Genomic DNA, 18,837 nt, shown 5'->3' with positions numbered 1-18,837 from the left:
CACTTTTTGCATATTACTAAATTATACGCGCTCCATGTATTTTCCTGAAGCTGTATCAATTTTAATTTTATCACCCTCATTAATAAACAAAGGCACATTAATTGACGCTCCTGTTTCTACAGTTGCAGGTTTAGTAGCGTTTGTAGCTGTATTTCCTTTTAATCCTGGTTCGGTATAAGTAACTTCTAAAATTACAGAAGCTGCCATATCAACAGAAAGTGGTAAATCAGTTTCTGTATTGATTTGAATCATTACATTTTCGCCTTCTTTTAATAAATCTGGTGCATCTAAAATATTTCTATTTAGTGTTATTTGCTCAAAAGATTCGATATTCATAAAGTGAAAATCATTTCCTTCTGGATATAAAAATTGGTACGTTTGCGTTTCTACACGAACTACATCTATTTTATGTCCTGCAGAAAAGGTATTGTCTAATACTTTTCCGTTAGTTAATGATTTTAATTTTGTTCTTACAAACGCAGGGCCTTTACCTGGTTTTACGTGTAAGAATTCGATAATTTTATAAATGTCGTGGTTAAATTTAATACATAACCCATTTCTAATATCTGATGTACTTGCCATTTTATTTTGTTTTTATATAATATTTTTAATTTTTAAACGCTTCCAGTATACCCTTTCATGATTCCGCGAGAAGAATTTCTAATGAAATCTAAAATTTCATCTCTTTCTGGAGTCGCTTCCATTTCGGCTTCAATAATACTCATTGCTTGAGACGTATTGTAATTTTTTTGGTATAAAATTCGGTATATATCTTGAATTTCTCTTATTTTTTCTGTGGTAAACCCTCTTCTTCTTAATCCTACAGAATTAATACCTACATATGATAAAGGTTCTTTTGCTGCTTTTGAAAAAGGTGGCACATCTTTTCTTACTAAACTTCCACCAGAAACCATTGCGTGGTCGCCAATGGAGATAAATTGATGTACTGCAGCCAAACCACCAATTACAGCATATTGACCAACTGTAACATGCCCAGCTAACGCTACACCATTTACAATAATAGCATTGTCGCCAATCATGCAATCGTGTGCAATGTGTGCGGTTGCCATAATAAGGCAATTTTTACCAATTACTGTTTTTCCAGCCGCCACGGTACCTCTATTAATAGTAACACATTCTCTAATTGTAGAGTTATCACCTATTATTGCTAAAGAATCTTCACCACCAAACTTTAAATCTTGTGGTACAGCAGAAATGACTGCTCCTGGAAAAATATTACAATTTTTACCAATTCTTGCGCCTTCCATAATGGTTACGTTAGAGCCTATCCAAGTTCCTTCTCCAATTTCTACATTATTATGAATGGTAGTAAACGGATCGATAACTACATTTCTTGCAATTTTTGCTCCTGGATGAACGTATGCTAATGGTTGATTCATATATTTATATTTTATGTCTAAATAGTTAGAAGTCAATGATTACTTCTAAATATTACGTTTTTTATTTAATCGTTTTTAACTTTTACAATTTGCGCCATTAATTCAGCTTCCGAAACTAATTTTCCGTTGGCATACGCATAGGCTTGCATGTGGCAAATTCCTCTTCTAATTGGTGTAATTAATTCGCATTTAAATACAACAGTATCACCTGGTAACACTTTTTGCTTGAATTTTACATTATCTATTTTCATAAAGAAAGTTAGATAATTTTCTGGATCTGGTACCGTACTTAAAATTAAAATACCTCCCGTTTGTGCCATCGCTTCCACTTGTAATACACCAGGCATTACAGGTGCACCAGGAAAATGCCCTACAAAGAAAGGCTCGTTCATGGTTACGTTTTTCAAGCCCACTACATGAGTTTCAGATAACTCTAAAATTTTATCTACTAATAAGAATGGTGGTCTGTGTGGTAACAAATCCATAATTCCGTGGATATCAAGTACTGGATCCTTATGTAAATCATAAACTGGAATTTGGTTTTTCTCTTCCAATTTGATAATTTTTGAAACTTTTTTAGCAAATTGAGTGTTTACAAAATGCCCTGGTTTGTTTGCAATTACCTTTCCTTGAATTCTTCTTCCAATAAGAGACAAATCACCCACTATATCTAATAGTTTATGACGCGCTGCTTCGTTTGGATGATGTAACGTTAAGTTATCTAAAATTCCGTTTTCTTTAACCGAAATATGTTCTTTATTGAAGGCTTTCTTTAAATTACCCATAGTTTCTTCAGAAATTTCTTTATCTACGTAAACTATGGCATTATTTAAATCGCCACCTTTAATTAATCCGTTATTTAACAGTGCTTCTAATTCATGTAAAAAACTAAACGTTCTACAATCAGCTATTTCCGATTTAAAGTCAGAAATGTTTTTCATATTTGCATTTTGTGTTCCCAAAACTTTTGTACCAAAATCAACCATTGCTGTAACACAATACCCATCACTTGGAATAATAGTAATTTCGCTACCTGTAGCTTCGTCCAAATAAGAGATAACATCTTTTACAACGTATATTTTACGCTCTGCATCTTGTTCAACACAACCTACTTTTTCTAACGCTTCTACAAAATATTTTGAAGAACCATCCATAATAGGCAATTCAGAAGAATTTAATTCAATAATCACATTATCTAAATCACATCCTACTAAAGCGGCTAAAACATGCTCAGGTGTTTGAATCATGACACCTAATTTTTCTAAATTAGTACCACGTTGTGTATTTACTACATAATTGGCATCTGCTTCAATTATAGGACTTCCTTCTAAATCGACACGTACAAATGTAAAACCATTGTTTATGGGTGCAGGTTTAAAAGTCATTGTTACTTCCTGACCCGTATGAAGTCCGACACCTTTTAAAGAAATTTCGCTTTTTAGAGTTGTTTGTTTTAACATGATTTTATATATTATTCTTTTTTAATTCTTCTATTTCATTAACTATTTTAGGTAAATTTCTAAAGTGTACGAATGACTTTGCAAAATCGCCATAATTAAATGCTGGGCTACCTTGCACAACTTCTCCATCTTTTAAACTTTTTCCGATACCTGATTGGGCTTGAATTTTCACCCTATCGCCTATTGTAATATGTCCTGCAATTCCTACTTGGCCACCAATTAAACAATTTTTACCAATTTTAGTAGAACCCGCAATGCCCGTTTGAGCTGCAATAACCGTATTTTCTCCTATTTCTACATTATGTGCCACTTGAATTTGGTTGTCTAACTTCGCGCCTCTTCGGATATATGTAGTACCAAGTGTGGCTCTATCTACTGTAGAACATGAACCAATTTCTACATGGTCTTCGATAACAACATTTCCAATTTGTGGAATTTTAGCATACGAACCGTCTTCTTGTGGAGCAAAACCAAAACCATCAGAACCGATAATCGTTCCTGAGTGAATGGTAACATAATTGCCTATTTCCGATTCTGAATACACTCGTACACCTGCAAAAAACACACAATTATCGCCAATTGTAACATTGTCGCCAATAAAACTATTTGGATATATTTTTACATTATTTCCAATACGTACGTTTTTACCAATGTAGCAAAAACTGCCTAAATATAAATCGTCTCCATAGGTTACACCATCCGAAATAACAGAAGGTTGCTCTATACCCGATTTCATTAGTTTAATTTGATTGTAATATTCTAATAATTTTGAAAAAGAGCTGTACGCATCATCAACTTTAATTAATGTGGCTTTTACTTCATTTTCAAGCTCATACGATTTATTTACTATAACTATAGTGGCGTTTGTGCTATATAAATAATTGGAATACTTAGTGTTAGCTAAAAAAGTTAGCGAACCTTCTGTTCCTTCCTCTATTTTAGCTAATTTATATACTTCAGCATCTGGATTTCCGAAAACTTCTCCATCCAATATGCCTGCTATTTGTCCTGCTGTAAATTTCATCTGTGCAAAAATATAAAAATTAACCTTAATCTATCGCTTTCGGATAACAAATAAAATATTTGATTACCGTTTTTGACAATGCTTTTAAGTGCATTTGATCTGAGGCTTCCACTACATTTTCAATTGTTTTATCTTTTTTTAGAATTCTAATAGGCTCCGAAGACTTGCTATAGGCTTCGTTTTTCAGTTTGCCTTTGAATACAAAATACCCTACTTCATTTTCTGAAATAGCGTACTGTTTCATGTATTTTTCTTTTAGCTCTAAGAATTTGATTTTGTTTACTTTATCTTCGTTTAATTCAATCTTTAGTAGATTTCTATTGATCACCATTTTACTTAAAGAACTCAGTACAAAATCATCGTGAAATTGCCATTGCTTAATCGCACCTAACACATCGTAATCATCTAAATTAGAAAACGTATCTAAGATGGTTTTGTCTATTTGATTTAATTCAATTTTATTATTTAAAAAGAATAATAAAAACGGACTTCCAAATAACACATCACCTTTTGATGTAAGCTCTTTTGCTCGTTTTAATATCTTTGTCAATGTTAATTCTGCTACTACGCTGGTTTTATGCAAATACGCTTGCCAATACATCAATCGGCGCGCCATAAGAAACTTTTCTATAGAATAAATTCCTTTTTCTTCCATTACCAACACGTCGTCTTGTACGTTTAACATTTGAATTAATCGTTCGCTATTTACGTTTCCTTCATTGACACCCGTGTAAAAACTATCACGTTTTAGGTAATCCATACGATCCATATCTAACTGACTGGAAATCAATTGCAACATAAATTTTCTATGGTATTCGCCTTTAAAAACCTGAATGGCTAAAGCTAATTTTCCGTCAAATTCAGTATTTAGCTGCTCCATAAACAATAACGATAACTCTTCGTGATGCACTTCTTCCAATACACTATTTTCTAAGGCGTGACTAAAAGGCCCATGTCCTATGTCGTGTAATAAAATCGCTACATATAATGCATTTTCTTCTTCATCGGAAATGGCTACGCCCTTAAATTTAAGAGTTTGAACCGCCTTTTGCATAATATGCATACAGCCTAAAGCGTGATGAAAACGGGTATGATGTGCCCCTGGATAAACCAAATAAGACAAGCCCATTTGAGAAATACGACGCAAACGCTGAAAATACGGATGCTGAATTAAATCGTAAATTAGCGTATTGGGAATGGTAATAAAACCATAAATAGGATCGTTTAATATTTTTAATTTATTGATTTGGCTCACAATATATTTTTTTTTGAGTAACAAATGTAAGAAAAAAAGGGATAATTGAAAAGTAACTTATGAATAGTAAGTAGTAAAATTAGGTAAAACCCGACTTCTCAATTAAAAAATTTTCTATTATCCATGGTTTATGTATATTTTTTAAAAAAAGATAGGATTATCTAATTCTTTTATAGGTAATATTTTTTAAAATTCGTTTTAAATTTAAAGCTGGTTTGTATAAAATTTTAGCTGACTTAATCAAGTCTTTACTTAACTTTTCAGGTGTATTCGTACCAGAACCCTTAAGTGTGAGTGCAAATGTCCCTAATCGGTCTATTTTTACAATATTACCTTGTGATAATTGCTCACCGATTACATCACTCATGGCAATAAGCACACCATAGCAATCGGCAACACTAACTGTACAACGTCCTGCAACTATTTCTGCTAAATAGTCTAAATCGACTTCGCCTTTACTAACTGCACATGGATAATATTTTGTTTCAGGTGGTGATGCAATATTATTTTGTTTGGGTACTAATTTAAAATCTACAGCCATATTATTTTAATTATTAGGTTCTATATTCATTATTTCTGTACAGAAGCTAAACCATTTCTCTAGGGAAATTAAACTATTTCCCTAGGGAGTTTTTGTAATTACTGTACAGTACTCTATTTTATTATAAGTAAAAATACAAAATATATTGCTTTTAGTAAAACAATACCATAAGTAAATTTTAATAATAGCTTAATTTTTAAATTATAAATAAGTTTACATTTTTTAAACACAATCCTAGAGAAACGAATAACATCAATATTGAGGATTCAACTGGATCCAATCAATTTCAATTCGCGACAGTTGCAAACTTTGGATAATAATAAATTACGAGAAATAAATACGTTTTTTACTTTACCCATGTAGTACTTTTATAAGTCAATCGATCAATTAAATTCGTTTTATCATTAGATTTAGAAAAAATAATATTTTTAATTTTCCATCCGTTTATATTTTCTAATATAATTTTATCTGTCCATATTATTTTAGGGGTGCTTTCATATTCAAATTCTACTAAAACATCTGCTCTATTTTCCTTGAAAGTAATATTCTTAATGGAAAATTTAGAATACCCGTCTGGTAACGAACTAAACACACTTCCTTCAAGTAAAAAAGGTTTATCTGTTGGCGAATTGCTTTGTTTAATTCTGGCTTTATCTAATTCGGTGATATATCGAATATTCTTCATTTTATGTATTAGCTCTTGCGTAAACAATACGGTATCCAACTTTATTTCGTAAAATGGAGCTTTGTTTTCATAAAACGAATTGACTTTTTTAAAAATTTCATCTTGCGACTTTTCATCTGTTTTGCAATTGATAAATAACAGAAGTAAACTACTGAAAATAATACATTTAAATGCCTTCATTATGAGTGTTTTTTTTTTATTCAGTTGTTATTTTATATTCTGAAACTAGTAATATGTTTTGAAAGTAAAATTTCAAAATACATGTAACCAAGTAGGTTGCAAAATATTTATTTTTTATTTTGTTTTTGGAGCATTTTTGTTTCTCTAAACTCTTTAGCCTCAGGCGTTTTAAGTAATGTTACCTGACTACCTAAAGCGTTTACTTTTTGTTCGATAAGATCCCATGAAACGTTGAAAAAAGTAGAATTTTCATGTATTAGATTTACTTTATTACCAGCAAATGCAACATGCAATTCCCGTTCTAAACGAGTAACTTCTTCAGAAAAAATTAGTCCATGAACGTCAAAAGGAAAAGGTACTGCTGAACTTAATGAATTGATACTAGATAATGGTTTTAGACTTTTTGTTATTCCAATTTTATATATATTTTCACCAAAAGATCCAATATTAGAGACTATATAAACATAACCTACATCTGAATTTTTTACCAAAAGTTCCATTTTATCTTTACGAACACTGGCTTCTTTTATTTTAATTTCTAAATTTTTAAATTTTTTCTGTAATAAGACAAGCACGGATCCAGTGGACGTATTTAAATTAAGTTTTACATCTTCAATTTGGGTTTGATAACTGCTTAACTGCTTAACTGCTGTTTCATATTGACGTTGTATTCGATCTGATTCTTTTTGCTTTGCAGCTTGTGTTTTGGCTATTTCTCTCTCCTTTTGTTCTTTTAATTGAAATTCATATTCTAAAAACAATTCTTGTAATTTTAAATCTAAATATTCTTTTTGAATTTGAACTGCAGACTGCTCTGCAACTTTATTAATTAACTCAAACGATTTTTCAATACGCTCTTTTATTTGTACAACAGAATTCCAACTTACATTTGCAATTAACGCATTACATTCCGAGTTAAATGCTCGTAAAACTAGCTTCATAAAGTTTTTTGAATTGGCTTTTCCTTTTGACAAACTTCCATCTACAGACCAATTCACATTACATACAACAGCTTTTTCATCTCGAATTAATGCCTTTTGGTTTTCTAAAATTTTAAGCAACTCTGTTCTATAGGTTTCGGATTTTTCAAAGTCATAAAAGGGTTCATATAGTCCAAAATCAAAAACATCAAGCACTGCTTCATATGCATTTATTTCTTTTTCCAAATTGGATAAAACAGTTTGAGACTGTTTGTAATTATTTTCAAGAAGTTCAATTTTACGTTCAAGAGTTACAATTTCTTTCTTTTTTTCAACAACCACTGTATTTAACGATGACTCATTATTTCTTAAAGTTTCATTAAATTCATGTTCTTGACTTTTTAGGAGTTGTTGTTTTTTGAGCTCAATAGTTTTGAGTTCAAGCATTTTTGCTTTAAAATCTTCTTCAATTGCCAGTAGCGGCTTCGCTTTTTCTAATTGGAGCTCCATTTGTTTTATCTTCTCCAACTCATTTTTCTTTAAAAAATCGAAAATTCGCATGCGTTTTATGTTATATTAGTTTTTAGATTGGGGTCCGTTTTAGTTCAATTTAAAGTAATGAACTTGAGTTTTCAAACTTATAAAATAATTTACTTTGCGAGCTGTAGAATGTTTTCTACAAAAAAATCAGGAAGTAGTAATGTGATTTTAATAAAAACATTACAATTGTTATAAAAAAAAAGACTTCAAGTTGGTACTTAAAGTCTCTTTACAAAATTACGCTAAAAAAAAGTGTGCTTGTTAAGTTTTATACAACTATAGCTGGGGAAACTAATTATTGTATATGGTTGGGGCAAAACATGTTACAAATTTAAAAAAAAGTTATAACCCATAGTTATTATAAATGTTAAAACTTTTGTAGAATTTTTCCTACAAAAAGCAGCTATTTTGTAGCGTAAAGTTTGGATAGAAATAATTAAATTAATTATCTTTACCCAAGATTTGACGAATTAGTTACCTACAACTAGAAGTCTCTTTACAAAATTACGCTCGGAAATTAAGGTGCTACCTGATATTTTTGAGCTTTTTTTTTACATTAAATAGTTAATTTCTTAAAATTTTACACAATTTTTAAGAAAATTTACGTTTAACATATAGTAACTTGCACTTTTAAATTAGACATACGATGAACAATATAAAAATACTTTGGGTAGACGACGAAATTGACTTATTGAAGCCACATATCTTATTTTTAGAAAAGAAAAATTATGTTGTCACTACTTGCAATAACGGCCAAGATGCTATTGACTTATATAAGGAAACCGCTTTTGATGTGGTTTTTTTAGATGAAAATATGCCTGGACTTTCGGGTTTAGAAACGCTTTCGGAAATGAAAGAGTTTAAATCTTCTACACCTGTAATTATGATTACAAAAAGTGAGGAAGAATACATTATGGAAGAAGCCATTGGTAGTAAAATTGCCGATTACTTAATAAAACCCGTAAATCCGAATCAAATTTTATTGAGTTTAAAGAAAAACTTAGACCTTTCGCGTTTGATTTCTGAAAAAACTACGTTAGATTATCAGAAAGAATTTAGAAAAATCGCTATGGAAATGTCGATGGTAAATTCGTTTGATGAATGGGCGGAATTCTACAGAAAATTAGTGTATTGGGAAATCGAATTGGAAACCATTGAAGACCAAAACTTAATTCAAATATTAGAAAGCCAAAAAGCGGAAGCTAATTTGCAATTTGGAAAATTTATTGAACGCAATTACGAAGATTGGTTTGCTTCGCCTGTTCGCCAAGGCTCGAGTGACGAAAAAGCAGACAAACCGATTTTATCTCATAAATTATTTGGCGAATTGGTAGCGCCAGAAATTCGTAAGAAAGACAAACCTATTCTGTTTGTAGTGATAGATAACTTGCGTTTGGATCAATGGAAAATTTTCGAAAACATTGTATTCAATCATTACAAACCTGAAAAGGAAGTGAACTACTACTCTATTTTACCAACCGCTACACAATATGCAAGAAATGCTATTTTTTCTGGCTTATTGCCTTTAGAAATGGAAAAGAAGTTCCCGCAATATTGGAAAAACGATACCGATGAAGGTGGTAAAAATATGCACGAAGCTGATTTTTTAAACGAACAACTAAAACGTTTGGGTTTAAACATCAAGAGCGAATACTATAAAATTACCAATTTACGTGATGGAAAAAAACTTGTAGATAATTTTAAATCGTGTAAAAACAATGATTTAACTACTATTGTGTACAATTTTGTAGATATGTTATCGCACGCTAAAACCGAAATGGATGTGGTGAAAGAATTAGCGTCTAACGACAAAGCGTATCGTTCTTTAACACTAAGTTGGTTTAAAAATTCGCCTTTGTTAGAAATGATTCAGCAAGCACAACAAATGGGTTTTAAACTTATTATTACTACCGACCACGGAACGATTAATTGCAAAAATCCATCGAAAGTTATTGGCGATAAAAACACCAGTTTAAACTTACGTTACAAAACAGGAAGAAGCTTAACGTACGAAAGCAAAGATGTATATGCCGTAAAAGATCCTAAAAAAATTGGTTTACCAAGCATAAATATGACCAGTTCTTATATTTTTGCCAAAAGCGATTTCTTTTTGGCGTATGTAAACAATTTTAATCATTATGTTAGCTATTACAGAAATACGTATCAGCACGGAGGCGTTTCATTAGAAGAAATGATTATTCCGTGTATAGTTTTGAATCCTAAATAGAAAATAAATGGTGACTTCGAGTACCTCAGTCTCCATTAATTAAAAGAAAAAATGACTGCAACATTCACATTAGAAGAAATAAATAAAGTAGCGAAAGAAATTCTTGCTACACCTCGTTTAAAAAAAGTAATCACTTTTCACGCCACTATGGGAGTGGGTAAAACCACTTTAATTAAGGAATTAGTAAAAGAATTAGGCGTTGCAGGAAACTCAAGTAGTCCTACTTTTTCGTTAGTTAATGAATATTTATCCGATAGTGGAGAAACCATTTATCACTTTGATTTATATCGAATTAACTCTGAAATGGAAGCCTATGATATGGGAATTGACGAGTATTTTTATTCTGATAATTGGTGTTTTATAGAATGGCCTGAAAAAGTACCGCACTTATTGCCTTTAGACCACGCCTCAATTGTAATTAGACAATTACCCAACGGAAAAAGAGAATTGACATTGAAAAATGATTAAAATAGGGTTATCACTGTAAAAATTTCAAAATAATTTATTATATTTGATTATAATAATGCGAAACAAACTTTCGTCAATCTTGCCAATTTGGAATAAAAGTAGTTTGAAAGTTTCGCATATATACAAGTTAGCGGTCAGGCTAGCGCACAGAATAAACGAAGACATTATATGACAATGAAAACTATTATAACATCTATTTTGACTTTTTTAGGTTTAAGACAACCAACCGAAAAAAATAACGAAAAATTGAATAGTAACAGTAAACTAAAAATGGATATAAATAGTGGTTTCCAAATTGAAAATCCAAACATTTTTGTGCCTTGGAAAATTGACGAGAAAACATTTACTGATTTATTTAATGGAAAAGATTTAAAACACGTTACGACTGGTTATTATACTATGAAATGTAAATCGTTAGACAGTTTAAATTGTATGATTGGCTTTCATTTTGAGCCACGAAAAAATGGACAATTGAACGAACTCGAATTCTTCAGAATGAACTATGATAATCAACAAAAGTCTTTTGACGAATTTCAAAATTCTTTTACAAACGCTTTTGGAGAACCAACAAGCAAAACAAAAGGGAATGAAGGTTTTAGTAACTATCAATGGAGTTTAAACGATGTTCAAATCGTGCATTATGTTTTTGATAGATTTGGCCCAGAAGAACATATGAGAATAAAAAAACTAAAATAAATATAAATAGTTACCGACAATTAAACTTGAAGAAAGAAGCCCGAACCGCTAACAGGCGTTTAGCAAGATTGCGAATTTTGTAGTAAATTCACGTTTACATATCGCAAGAAATTTTATCTTTAACAGAAAATAATCGGTTCAGAATCCTTGCACCTCTTGAAGCTGGGAATCTTTGGTGGCAAGGCTCCAAAAAATCATTAAAAATTGAAACTTAATGTTTTTTATGTATTTTTGTTTAAAATAATAATTATATGAACTTAATTGAAAATCATAATAATGACATCTTTAATTTATGTAAAACACATAAAGTAAAATCTTTATATGCTTTTGGCTCTGTTTTAACCGACAAATTTAACAGCGAAAGTGATGTTGATTTAATTGTTGATTTTGAAAATCAGGATGTTTTAGATTATGGAGATAATTATTATAACTTAAAGTTTTCACTTGAAAACATTTTAGAAAGAAGTATTGATTTATTAGAAGAAAAAGCTATTAAAAACCCATATTTTAGAAAGATTTTAAATCAAAATAAAGTATTAATTTATGGATGATACTATAAAAACTTGGCTTTATGATATTTTAAGCTCAATAAATGAAATCGAAAGTTACTTTATTGAAACTCCAAAAATGTTTGAAATTTATCAAAATGATTTAAGAACCAAAAGAGCTGTTGAAAGAAACATCGAAATCATTGGAGAAGCAATGAGTCGAATTCTAAAAGAAAATAATGAAATAGAAATTTCAAACTCAAGAAAAATTGTTGATGTAAGAAATAGAATAATTCACGGATATGATTCAGTTTCAGATGATGTTATTTGGGGAATTGTAATCAGAAATCTACCTGTTTTACAAAATGAAGTAGAAAATCTATTGAACGAATAAAAGCACTATTCAGCAAAAGCAGTTCCTCGAAATTGTGAATTTTGTAGTAAATTCAAGTTTATTTCTCGCAAGAAATTTTATCTTTGATATAAATAAACGGTTCTGAAGCTGGCAAAATCGCTAAGCGCCGGAACGTTACCAGCAAGCTGATGAGCAACCTAAAAAAAATAACGCCTTTCCTAATAATTGGAATTCTTTCCATAGTCTTTGCTGTTTATAAATGGATTTATAATAGTAACGGATTAGATATGATATCTGTTTATTTACTATTAATTGTTGGAATAATTGTGCTTTTAGTTGACTTTGGATTTAGAAAGTGGTTGAAAACGTTTAAAAAAATAGCTTTTATAGAACTTATTATAATCGGAATATTGATTTCAGCCAATCAGTATAAATACAATAGAGTAAAAACTCTCGAAATCCCAATTGATTTGAGCAATCAATATATAACTATCATATACGGCGTAGACGGACAGCCTGATTTAGGAATAACGGACTTTACTTTGGCAAAAAACATAAAGATTCCCGATAATGGAATTTTAATGACTTCAACTGAATATGATATAGATTTACCCAAAACAAAAATTAAAACTACCGATGACGAATATTTTAAAACAAAAGAATCGAATATGACTTTTGGGCAATTTGGTGGAAAATTTAATTACAACAACAAAATTTATAGATTTAGAAGTTGGCAGTTTGGAGAAAAAGAAAATTGTTGTTCTCATACTGGAGAAGAAATGCAAATCTATACAGCAGAATTAAAGAAAGTGTTGAAAAATAAAGCCAGCAGGCAACAGCCATTTTGAGCTAGCTGGAATGTGGTAGAATTACCGTTTCGCAAGTATTTTTATCTTTAACAGAAAATAATCGGTTCCGAAGCTCGCAACTATTACAAGCCACAAAACCTCTCGTACTGAATTTTTCTATATCTCAAACCATTGTTTTTCTGCATTATTTAGCCGCTCACTTGTAACTTTATAGAAAATTACTTAATTTGGCTACAAAATAAAACAAGTATGTCCATTTATTCTCCGTTTTCAGCCAAACAATTGCTTCCTCAAGAAGAAAAATTGGAAATTGCCAAACACAAAAGTGAGTTGTTTATCGGTATTCCGAAAGAAACGTCTTACCAGGAACGTCGTATTTGTTTAACGCCCGATGCGGTGAGCTCATTGGTAAGTCACGGACACCGTGTAATGATTGAAAGCGGTGCAGGAAAAAACGCCAGTTTTACAGATAAAGAATATTCAGACGCAGGCGCAGAAGTAACACAAGATACTAAAAAAGTATTTTCTTGTCCGATACTTTTAAAAGTAGAACCGCCTACTTTAGAAGAAATAGAAATGATGAACTTAGAAGCCATTCTGATTTCAGCCATTCAATTAAAAACACAGAAAAAAGACTATTTTGAAGCGCTAACCAAAAAGAAAATCACCTCATTAGCGTTCGAGTTTATAAAAGATAGCGACGGTTCGTATCCAGCAGTAAAATCGTTAAGTGAAATTGCAGGAACCGCATCGGTATTAATTGCAGCCGAATTAATGATTAACAATAACGACGGTAAAGGGTTGCTTTTTGGAAACATAACGGGCGTTCCTCCTACAGAAGTTGTTATTTTAGGCGCAGGAACGGTTGCCGAATATGCCGTGCGAACTGCATTAAGTTTAGGAGCCAACGTAAAAGTATTTGATAATTCTATTACGAAATTACGTCGATTACAAAATACACTAAATCAAAGAATATTTACTTCTACCATTCACGATAAAGCCCTTTTAAAAGCCTTACGAAGATGTGATGTGGCTATTGGCGCCTTAAAAGGGGAAAACAGAACACCTATTGTAGTTACTGAAACAATGGTAGAATATATGAAAAAAGGAGCCGTAATTGTTGATGTAAGTATTGATACCGGTGGTTGTTTTGAAACCTCAGAAATTACCACGCACGAACACCCTACCTTTATAAAAAACAATGTCATTCATTATTGTGTGCCAAATATTCCTTCACGCTATTCTAAAACAGCCAGTATTTCAATTAGTAATATTATCACGCCAACGTTAATAAATATTGCTGAAGATGGTGGTATTGAAACGGCTATTCGTTGCAATAAAGGATTGAAAAATGGGATTTATTTTTACCACGGAATTTTAACCAATAAATCTATTGCGGATTGGTTTAATTTAGAGCATAGAGACATCAATTTAATTGTTTTTTAATTCAATTACCCATTACAAAATGACATCTAAAAACATTTCTAATGCTTTACTTCGCACGCTGTTTATTCTTGCAGGCATTGTGTTTTTGGGCTATATTATTGGAGTAATTTCGTCGGTACTACTTTATGTCATTGTAGCGATTTTATTAAGTTTTGTGGCACAACCAATTTCTGATTTTTTACAAAAAAAGTTGCGCTTTCCTCCTATTTTGGCTATTATCGTGTCTTTAACACTTTTTATTGTTTTAGCGTTTGGCATCATGTTATTGTTTGTGCCTTTAATAGTTAGTCAGAGTAAAAATTTAGCGTTACTTGATATGGTGGCGTTAGAAAAAAATTCTGTATTATTCCTCAATCAAGTCGATGTTTGGTTACAAACCTATGACATTCAGTATAAAAAATTAATAGACATTCAGAAGATTACTCAATCGTTCAATTTTAATTTTATTACCGATATATTGAATTCGATAATTGGTTCCATAGGAAATTTTGGAATGGCTATTTTCTCGATATTTTTTATTTGTTTCTTTTTATTGAAAGATCAAAAACTTATTACAACAAATTTACGTGCTGTTTTACCTGCAAACCACAGATGGCGTATTTTAGCTTCGCTTTTGCGTATAAAAAATATGCTATCTAAATATACCATTGGCTTATTAACACAGCTATTATTGGTATTTGTAATGTACTTAATTGTCTTGTTAATTTTTGGTGTAGAAAATGCGTTTATTATTGCGTTTTTAGGCGCTATTTTAAACATTATACCTTATATCGGACCTATAATAGCTTTAGTAATGACGGCGTTTTTAACCATATTGGGGCACATTCACGAAGATTTTCAATTGGTAGTTATGCCTACCACTTTATATGTTATTATTGGTTATTTTATTGTGCAACTTATTGATAATAATGTAAGCCAACCCATTATTTTTTCTAAAAGCACGAATTCGCATCCTTTAGAAATCTTTTTGGTAACACTAATTTCTGGAACGCTATTAGGAATAGTGGGAATGATTATTGCCATTCCAGTATACACGGCTTTAAAAGTGGTACTGAAAGAATTTTATCCTAAAAGTACATTTATTCAAATTGTAACCAAAGGTTTATAATGCAGCTATCACTTCTTTCCGCCGAAATTCAAGAATTTATTAATTCGTCTTTACAAGCCAATATTTCAAAATTAGCGTTATCCAAAAACCCTTTTCCTGAATTAGATTGGAAAGAAATAATCAATCAAATTGTATCTAAAAACAAATCACAACACAAACTTCCAACTTGGTTTAACACGGATAACATTTACTATCCGGCAAGTATTTCCATAGAGCAAACGTCTTCTGAGACAACTGCTAAATACAAATCGGAATTAATTTCTGGCACCTCGCTAATTGACTTAACCGGTGGTTTTGGCGTAGATGATTATTATTTTTCGAAAAAATTTGAGCGTGTTATTCATTGTGAAAAAAACGCGGCACTTTCAGAAATGGTACAGCACAATTATGGTGTGTTGAACGTAAATAACATTACTTGTTTGGCACAAAATAGTACAGAAGTAATTGAACAATCTGAAAATGCTTTCGATTGGATTTATATTGATCCAAGCAGACGAAGTGATGTGAAAGGTAAAGTGTTTTTACTTAAAGATTGCTTGCCAAATGTTCCTGAAAATTTGAGTTTGTATTTTTCTAAAAGTCAGTCTATTTTAATTAAAACAGCACCATTATTAGATATTACCGCAGGTTGTATGGAATTGGAAAACATAAAATCCATTCATATCGTAGCCATTGAAAACGAAGTAAAAGAAATTCTATGGCTTTTAGAAAAAGGTTATGATGCTGAAATTGAAGTTAATGCCGTAAACATTCAAAAGGAAAAAACAGATTGTAATGCTTTTATTTTAGGTGAACATACGCCTGCTCGCTTTAGTTTACCACAAGAATTTTTATATGAACCAAATGCGCCATTACTTAAATCTGGAGGTGTAGATTATTTGTGCGATGCGCTGCATATTTCTAAATTACATCCGCATTCGCATTTATTTACCCATTCGGAATTAGTAGATTTTCCAGGTAGACGATTTAGTATTAATGAAGTGATTCCGTTTAAAAAAGAAAATCTTAAAAAGCAACTTGAAGGTAAGAAGATGAATATTACCACTCGTAATTTCCCTTTAACCGTTGAAGAAATTAGAAAAAAATATAAAATTGCAGACGGTGGCACTGTTTATGCTTTTTTTACCACCAACATAAATAACGAAAAAATTGTATTAATTTGCACAAAAATTTAGATATGAAATCGCCACAAACAAACTCGTTTGCTTGCAAACACCAATGAAAATAAAGCGATACCATATTACCTTAAAAAAACAATAAATATTTAAATATGAAAACCTTAAAAATAACTGTTTTACTTTTTTTAACTCAATTTATGTTTTCACAAGACAAACCTTGCGAATATGAAATTGACGTAGCCACTGATACCAGTAGCACTCGTGTTTTAAAAGATAAAATTATAGATGAAAGTGTATTTGGAAATACTACATCATTTTTAACTTTTAAGCTTTTTAATGTAGATGGTTTTATAGGTTTGAATTTTCAATACTTACAAAAAAGTAAAGACTTCTTAACTCCAATTTGCATTGATAAAAACACAAAAATATATTTAGAAATGGCGAATGGCAAACAAGTGAAACTTATCAATTCTTTAGATACTGAAACGTGTAACGACTTGCAATACGACAATGTAAATAAAAACAACCTGCGAATTTTGTCTGGTTTCTTTTATTTTACTCCTGAAAATTTTGAAGATTTAAAAACGTCAAAAGTGTATTTAATTAAAATTGCAGCAGCAACAGGTGATGTAAATTTTGTAATTAAACCAGAGTTAAAATCGGAAATTTATAAAGACACTTCTAATCCTGATACTTATTTTATAAATAACCTCAACTGTATGGGGATTTAATCAACGGTTAAGCTTCTTGATTTTGATTTAAAGTTGTTTTTAAGAACAAAAAACCAACGATTCCCGCTATTAAAGAAGAAAATACGATGATTAATTTCGTGTTATTAATAATTATTGGGTTTTCAAACGCTAAAAGTGTAATAAAAATAGACATTGTAAAGCCAATTCCACCCAAGAAACCCACTCCTAACACAGATTTCCAATTCATATCGCTTGGAAGCGTACACCATCCTATTTTAACGGTTAAAAAAGTAAGTAAAAATATACCAATAGGTTTTCCTATAACCAATCCCAACGCAACGCCTAAACTATAGTTTTCCGTAACAACTTCAGCTAAATTACCATTCATTACAATAGCGGTATTCGCTAAGGCAAAAATTGGCAAGATTATAAATGCTACAGGTTTATGTAAAATATGTTGTAAAATGTAGGATGTAGATTTAGTTCCACCATTTCCAAACGGAATAGCAAAAGCTAATAGCACACCTGTAATTGTGGCGTGTACACCTGAATGCAGCATAAAATACCACATAAAAACCCCACCAATTAAATATGGAAGTAGGTTTTTAACTTTAAAATATTTACCCAAAACGTAAAGGAATACAAATATGCCTAAAGCGATGGCTAAATTACTCCACAAAATGGTTTTCGTATAAAAAATGGCGATAATTAATATGGCTCCTAAATCGTCAATAACGGCTAAAGCAGTTAAAAATATTTTTAATGACAAAGGCACACGATTTCCTAACAACGATAAAATTCCAATAGCAAAAGCTATATCAGTTGCCATAGGTATTCCTGCACCTGATTGTGTAGCTGTACCAAAATTAAATACTAAATATATTCCCGCAGGAATTGCCATTCCACCAATAGCCGCAAATATGGGTAATAAGGCGTCTTTAATGTTTGACAATTCGCCTTGATAAATTTCTCGTTCTAATTCTAATCCAATTAATAGAAAGAAAATGGTCATTAAGCCATCGTTAATCCAATATTCTAAAGGTTTACCTGAAAATTCGGTTAACCAAAAATGGTGGTAACTTTCTCCAAATGCTGAATTAGCAAGTAGTAAAGAAGTAATTGTACAAAGTAATAAAACAAAACCGCCTAATTTTTCGCTTTCAAAAAAATCTTTAAATAATTGCGTTAGTTTCATATAGGTATAATTAAATTAAATGCGGTAAAACATACTATTTATACTGCAAAAATACTGAATTTCAAGCTATTTTGTGCTGTAAACATTGGAAATTCGTATGATTAAAAACAAAAAGCCCAAGTAACTTTCGCTACTCGGGCTTTTAAAACAAATTAACTTTTGCTAATATTATTAACTATTAGCCACGTGAAATTCTATTAATCCGTCTATTGGACGTCTTAATACATTCC

The 18,837-nt window shown here is 31.1% G+C and carries 19 protein-coding genes; 10 read left to right on the top strand and 9 right to left on the bottom strand.

Going from position 1 to position 18,837, the window contains the following annotated elements; translation table 11 throughout:
* Window positions 1-21 precede the first annotated feature (21 nt).
* The 8 genes from efp to ABWO04_RS00405 form a co-directional block, all read right to left on the bottom strand.
* Window positions 22-582 carry an elongation factor P gene (gene efp, locus ABWO04_RS00440; RefSeq protein WP_353076493.1) on the bottom strand — a complete coding sequence of 187 codons (561 nt, stop codon included), beginning with the start codon at window positions 580-582 and terminating at the stop codon, window positions 22-24.
* 32 nt (window positions 583-614) lie between these two features.
* Window positions 615-1,400 carry an acyl-ACP--UDP-N-acetylglucosamine O-acyltransferase gene (gene lpxA, locus ABWO04_RS00435; protein ID WP_291242448.1) on the bottom strand — a complete coding sequence of 262 codons (786 nt, stop codon included), beginning with the start codon at window positions 1,398-1,400 and terminating at the stop codon, window positions 615-617.
* Between the two features lie 65 nt (window positions 1,401-1,465).
* Window positions 1,466-2,860 (bottom strand): bifunctional UDP-3-O-[3-hydroxymyristoyl] N-acetylglucosamine deacetylase/3-hydroxyacyl-ACP dehydratase, encoded by a 1,395-nt coding sequence (locus ABWO04_RS00430; protein ID WP_353076492.1) that lies wholly within the window; start codon window positions 2,858-2,860, stop codon window positions 1,466-1,468.
* 4 nt (window positions 2,861-2,864) lie between these two features.
* A complete protein-coding gene (gene lpxD / locus ABWO04_RS00425) occupies window positions 2,865-3,884 on the bottom strand; it encodes a UDP-3-O-(3-hydroxymyristoyl)glucosamine N-acyltransferase (protein ID WP_353076491.1) in 1,020 nt (339 codons plus the stop codon).
* A gap of 25 nt (window positions 3,885-3,909) precedes the next feature.
* On the bottom strand, window positions 3,910-5,139 hold the full coding sequence (locus ABWO04_RS00420) for an HD domain-containing protein (protein ID WP_353076490.1): 1,230 nt from the start codon (window positions 5,137-5,139) through the stop codon (window positions 3,910-3,912).
* 157 nt (window positions 5,140-5,296) lie between these two features.
* Window positions 5,297-5,680, bottom strand: coding sequence for an HU family DNA-binding protein (locus ABWO04_RS00415; RefSeq protein ID WP_353076489.1), 384 nt, complete (start codon window positions 5,678-5,680; stop codon window positions 5,297-5,299).
* Window positions 5,681-6,026: 346 nt separating this feature from the next.
* A complete protein-coding gene (locus ABWO04_RS00410; protein WP_353076488.1) occupies window positions 6,027-6,545 on the bottom strand; it encodes a hypothetical protein in 519 nt (172 codons plus the stop codon).
* Between the two features lie 107 nt (window positions 6,546-6,652).
* Window positions 6,653-8,026: an SNIPE associated domain-containing protein gene (locus ABWO04_RS00405; RefSeq protein WP_353076487.1), complete on the bottom strand. Its 1,374-nt coding sequence runs from the start codon at window positions 8,024-8,026 to the stop codon at window positions 6,653-6,655.
* Between the two features lie 625 nt (window positions 8,027-8,651).
* Between ABWO04_RS00405 and porX the strand changes: the two genes are divergently transcribed.
* The 10 genes from porX (at window position 8,652) to ABWO04_RS00355 (ending at window position 17,451) form a co-directional block, all read left to right on the top strand.
* Window positions 8,652-10,232, top strand: a complete 1,581-nt coding sequence (porX, locus tag ABWO04_RS00400; RefSeq protein WP_353076486.1) for a T9SS response regulator signal transducer PorX — start codon at window positions 8,652-8,654, stop codon at window positions 10,230-10,232.
* A gap of 51 nt (window positions 10,233-10,283) precedes the next feature.
* Window positions 10,284-10,700 carry a tRNA (adenosine(37)-N6)-threonylcarbamoyltransferase complex ATPase subunit type 1 TsaE gene (gene tsaE, locus ABWO04_RS00395; RefSeq protein WP_353076485.1) on the top strand — a complete coding sequence of 139 codons (417 nt, stop codon included), beginning with the start codon at window positions 10,284-10,286 and terminating at the stop codon, window positions 10,698-10,700.
* 174 nt (window positions 10,701-10,874) lie between these two features.
* Entirely contained in the window at window positions 10,875-11,396 is a 522-nt protein-coding gene (locus ABWO04_RS00390) for a hypothetical protein (RefSeq protein ID WP_353076484.1), read from the top strand.
* 251 nt (window positions 11,397-11,647) lie between these two features.
* Window positions 11,648-11,947: a nucleotidyltransferase family protein gene (locus ABWO04_RS00385; protein WP_353076483.1), complete on the top strand. Its 300-nt coding sequence runs from the start codon at window positions 11,648-11,650 to the stop codon at window positions 11,945-11,947.
* Window positions 11,940-12,278 (top strand): HepT-like ribonuclease domain-containing protein, encoded by a 339-nt coding sequence (locus ABWO04_RS00380; protein WP_353076482.1) that lies wholly within the window; start codon window positions 11,940-11,942, stop codon window positions 12,276-12,278. The genes ABWO04_RS00385 and ABWO04_RS00380 overlap by 8 nt, the downstream gene beginning before the upstream one ends.
* 149 nt (window positions 12,279-12,427) lie before the next feature.
* Window positions 12,428-13,087, top strand: a complete 660-nt coding sequence (locus ABWO04_RS00375; protein ID WP_353076481.1) for a hypothetical protein — start codon at window positions 12,428-12,430, stop codon at window positions 13,085-13,087.
* A 210-nt stretch (window positions 13,088-13,297) separates the two neighbouring features.
* Window positions 13,298-14,494, top strand: a complete 1,197-nt coding sequence (locus ABWO04_RS00370; protein WP_353076480.1) for an alanine dehydrogenase — start codon at window positions 13,298-13,300, stop codon at window positions 14,492-14,494.
* A gap of 19 nt (window positions 14,495-14,513) precedes the next feature.
* Window positions 14,514-15,602, top strand: coding sequence for an AI-2E family transporter (locus tag ABWO04_RS00365; protein WP_353076479.1), 1,089 nt, complete (start codon window positions 14,514-14,516; stop codon window positions 15,600-15,602).
* On the top strand, window positions 15,602-16,777 hold the full coding sequence (locus tag ABWO04_RS00360; RefSeq protein WP_353076478.1) for a THUMP-like domain-containing protein: 1,176 nt from the start codon (window positions 15,602-15,604) through the stop codon (window positions 16,775-16,777). Before ABWO04_RS00365 ends, ABWO04_RS00360 begins: the two co-directional genes overlap by 1 nt.
* 95 nt (window positions 16,778-16,872) lie before the next feature.
* Window positions 16,873-17,451: a hypothetical protein gene (locus ABWO04_RS00355; RefSeq protein WP_353076477.1), complete on the top strand. Its 579-nt coding sequence runs from the start codon at window positions 16,873-16,875 to the stop codon at window positions 17,449-17,451.
* A 7-nt stretch (window positions 17,452-17,458) separates the two neighbouring features.
* On the opposite strand, the gene nhaA is transcribed toward ABWO04_RS00355, so the two are convergent.
* Window positions 17,459-18,607, bottom strand: a complete 1,149-nt coding sequence (nhaA, locus tag ABWO04_RS00350) for a Na+/H+ antiporter NhaA (protein WP_353076476.1) — start codon at window positions 18,605-18,607, stop codon at window positions 17,459-17,461.
* Window positions 18,608-18,837 lie beyond the last annotated feature (230 nt).

Origin of the sequence: Flavobacterium sp. (assembly GCF_040382755.1) — a bacterium.
Classification (GTDB): domain Bacteria; phylum Bacteroidota; class Bacteroidia; order Flavobacteriales; family Flavobacteriaceae; genus Flavobacterium.
Note: the sequence above shows the minus strand (reverse complement) of the source record. Positions and strands in the feature narration are given on the sequence as shown.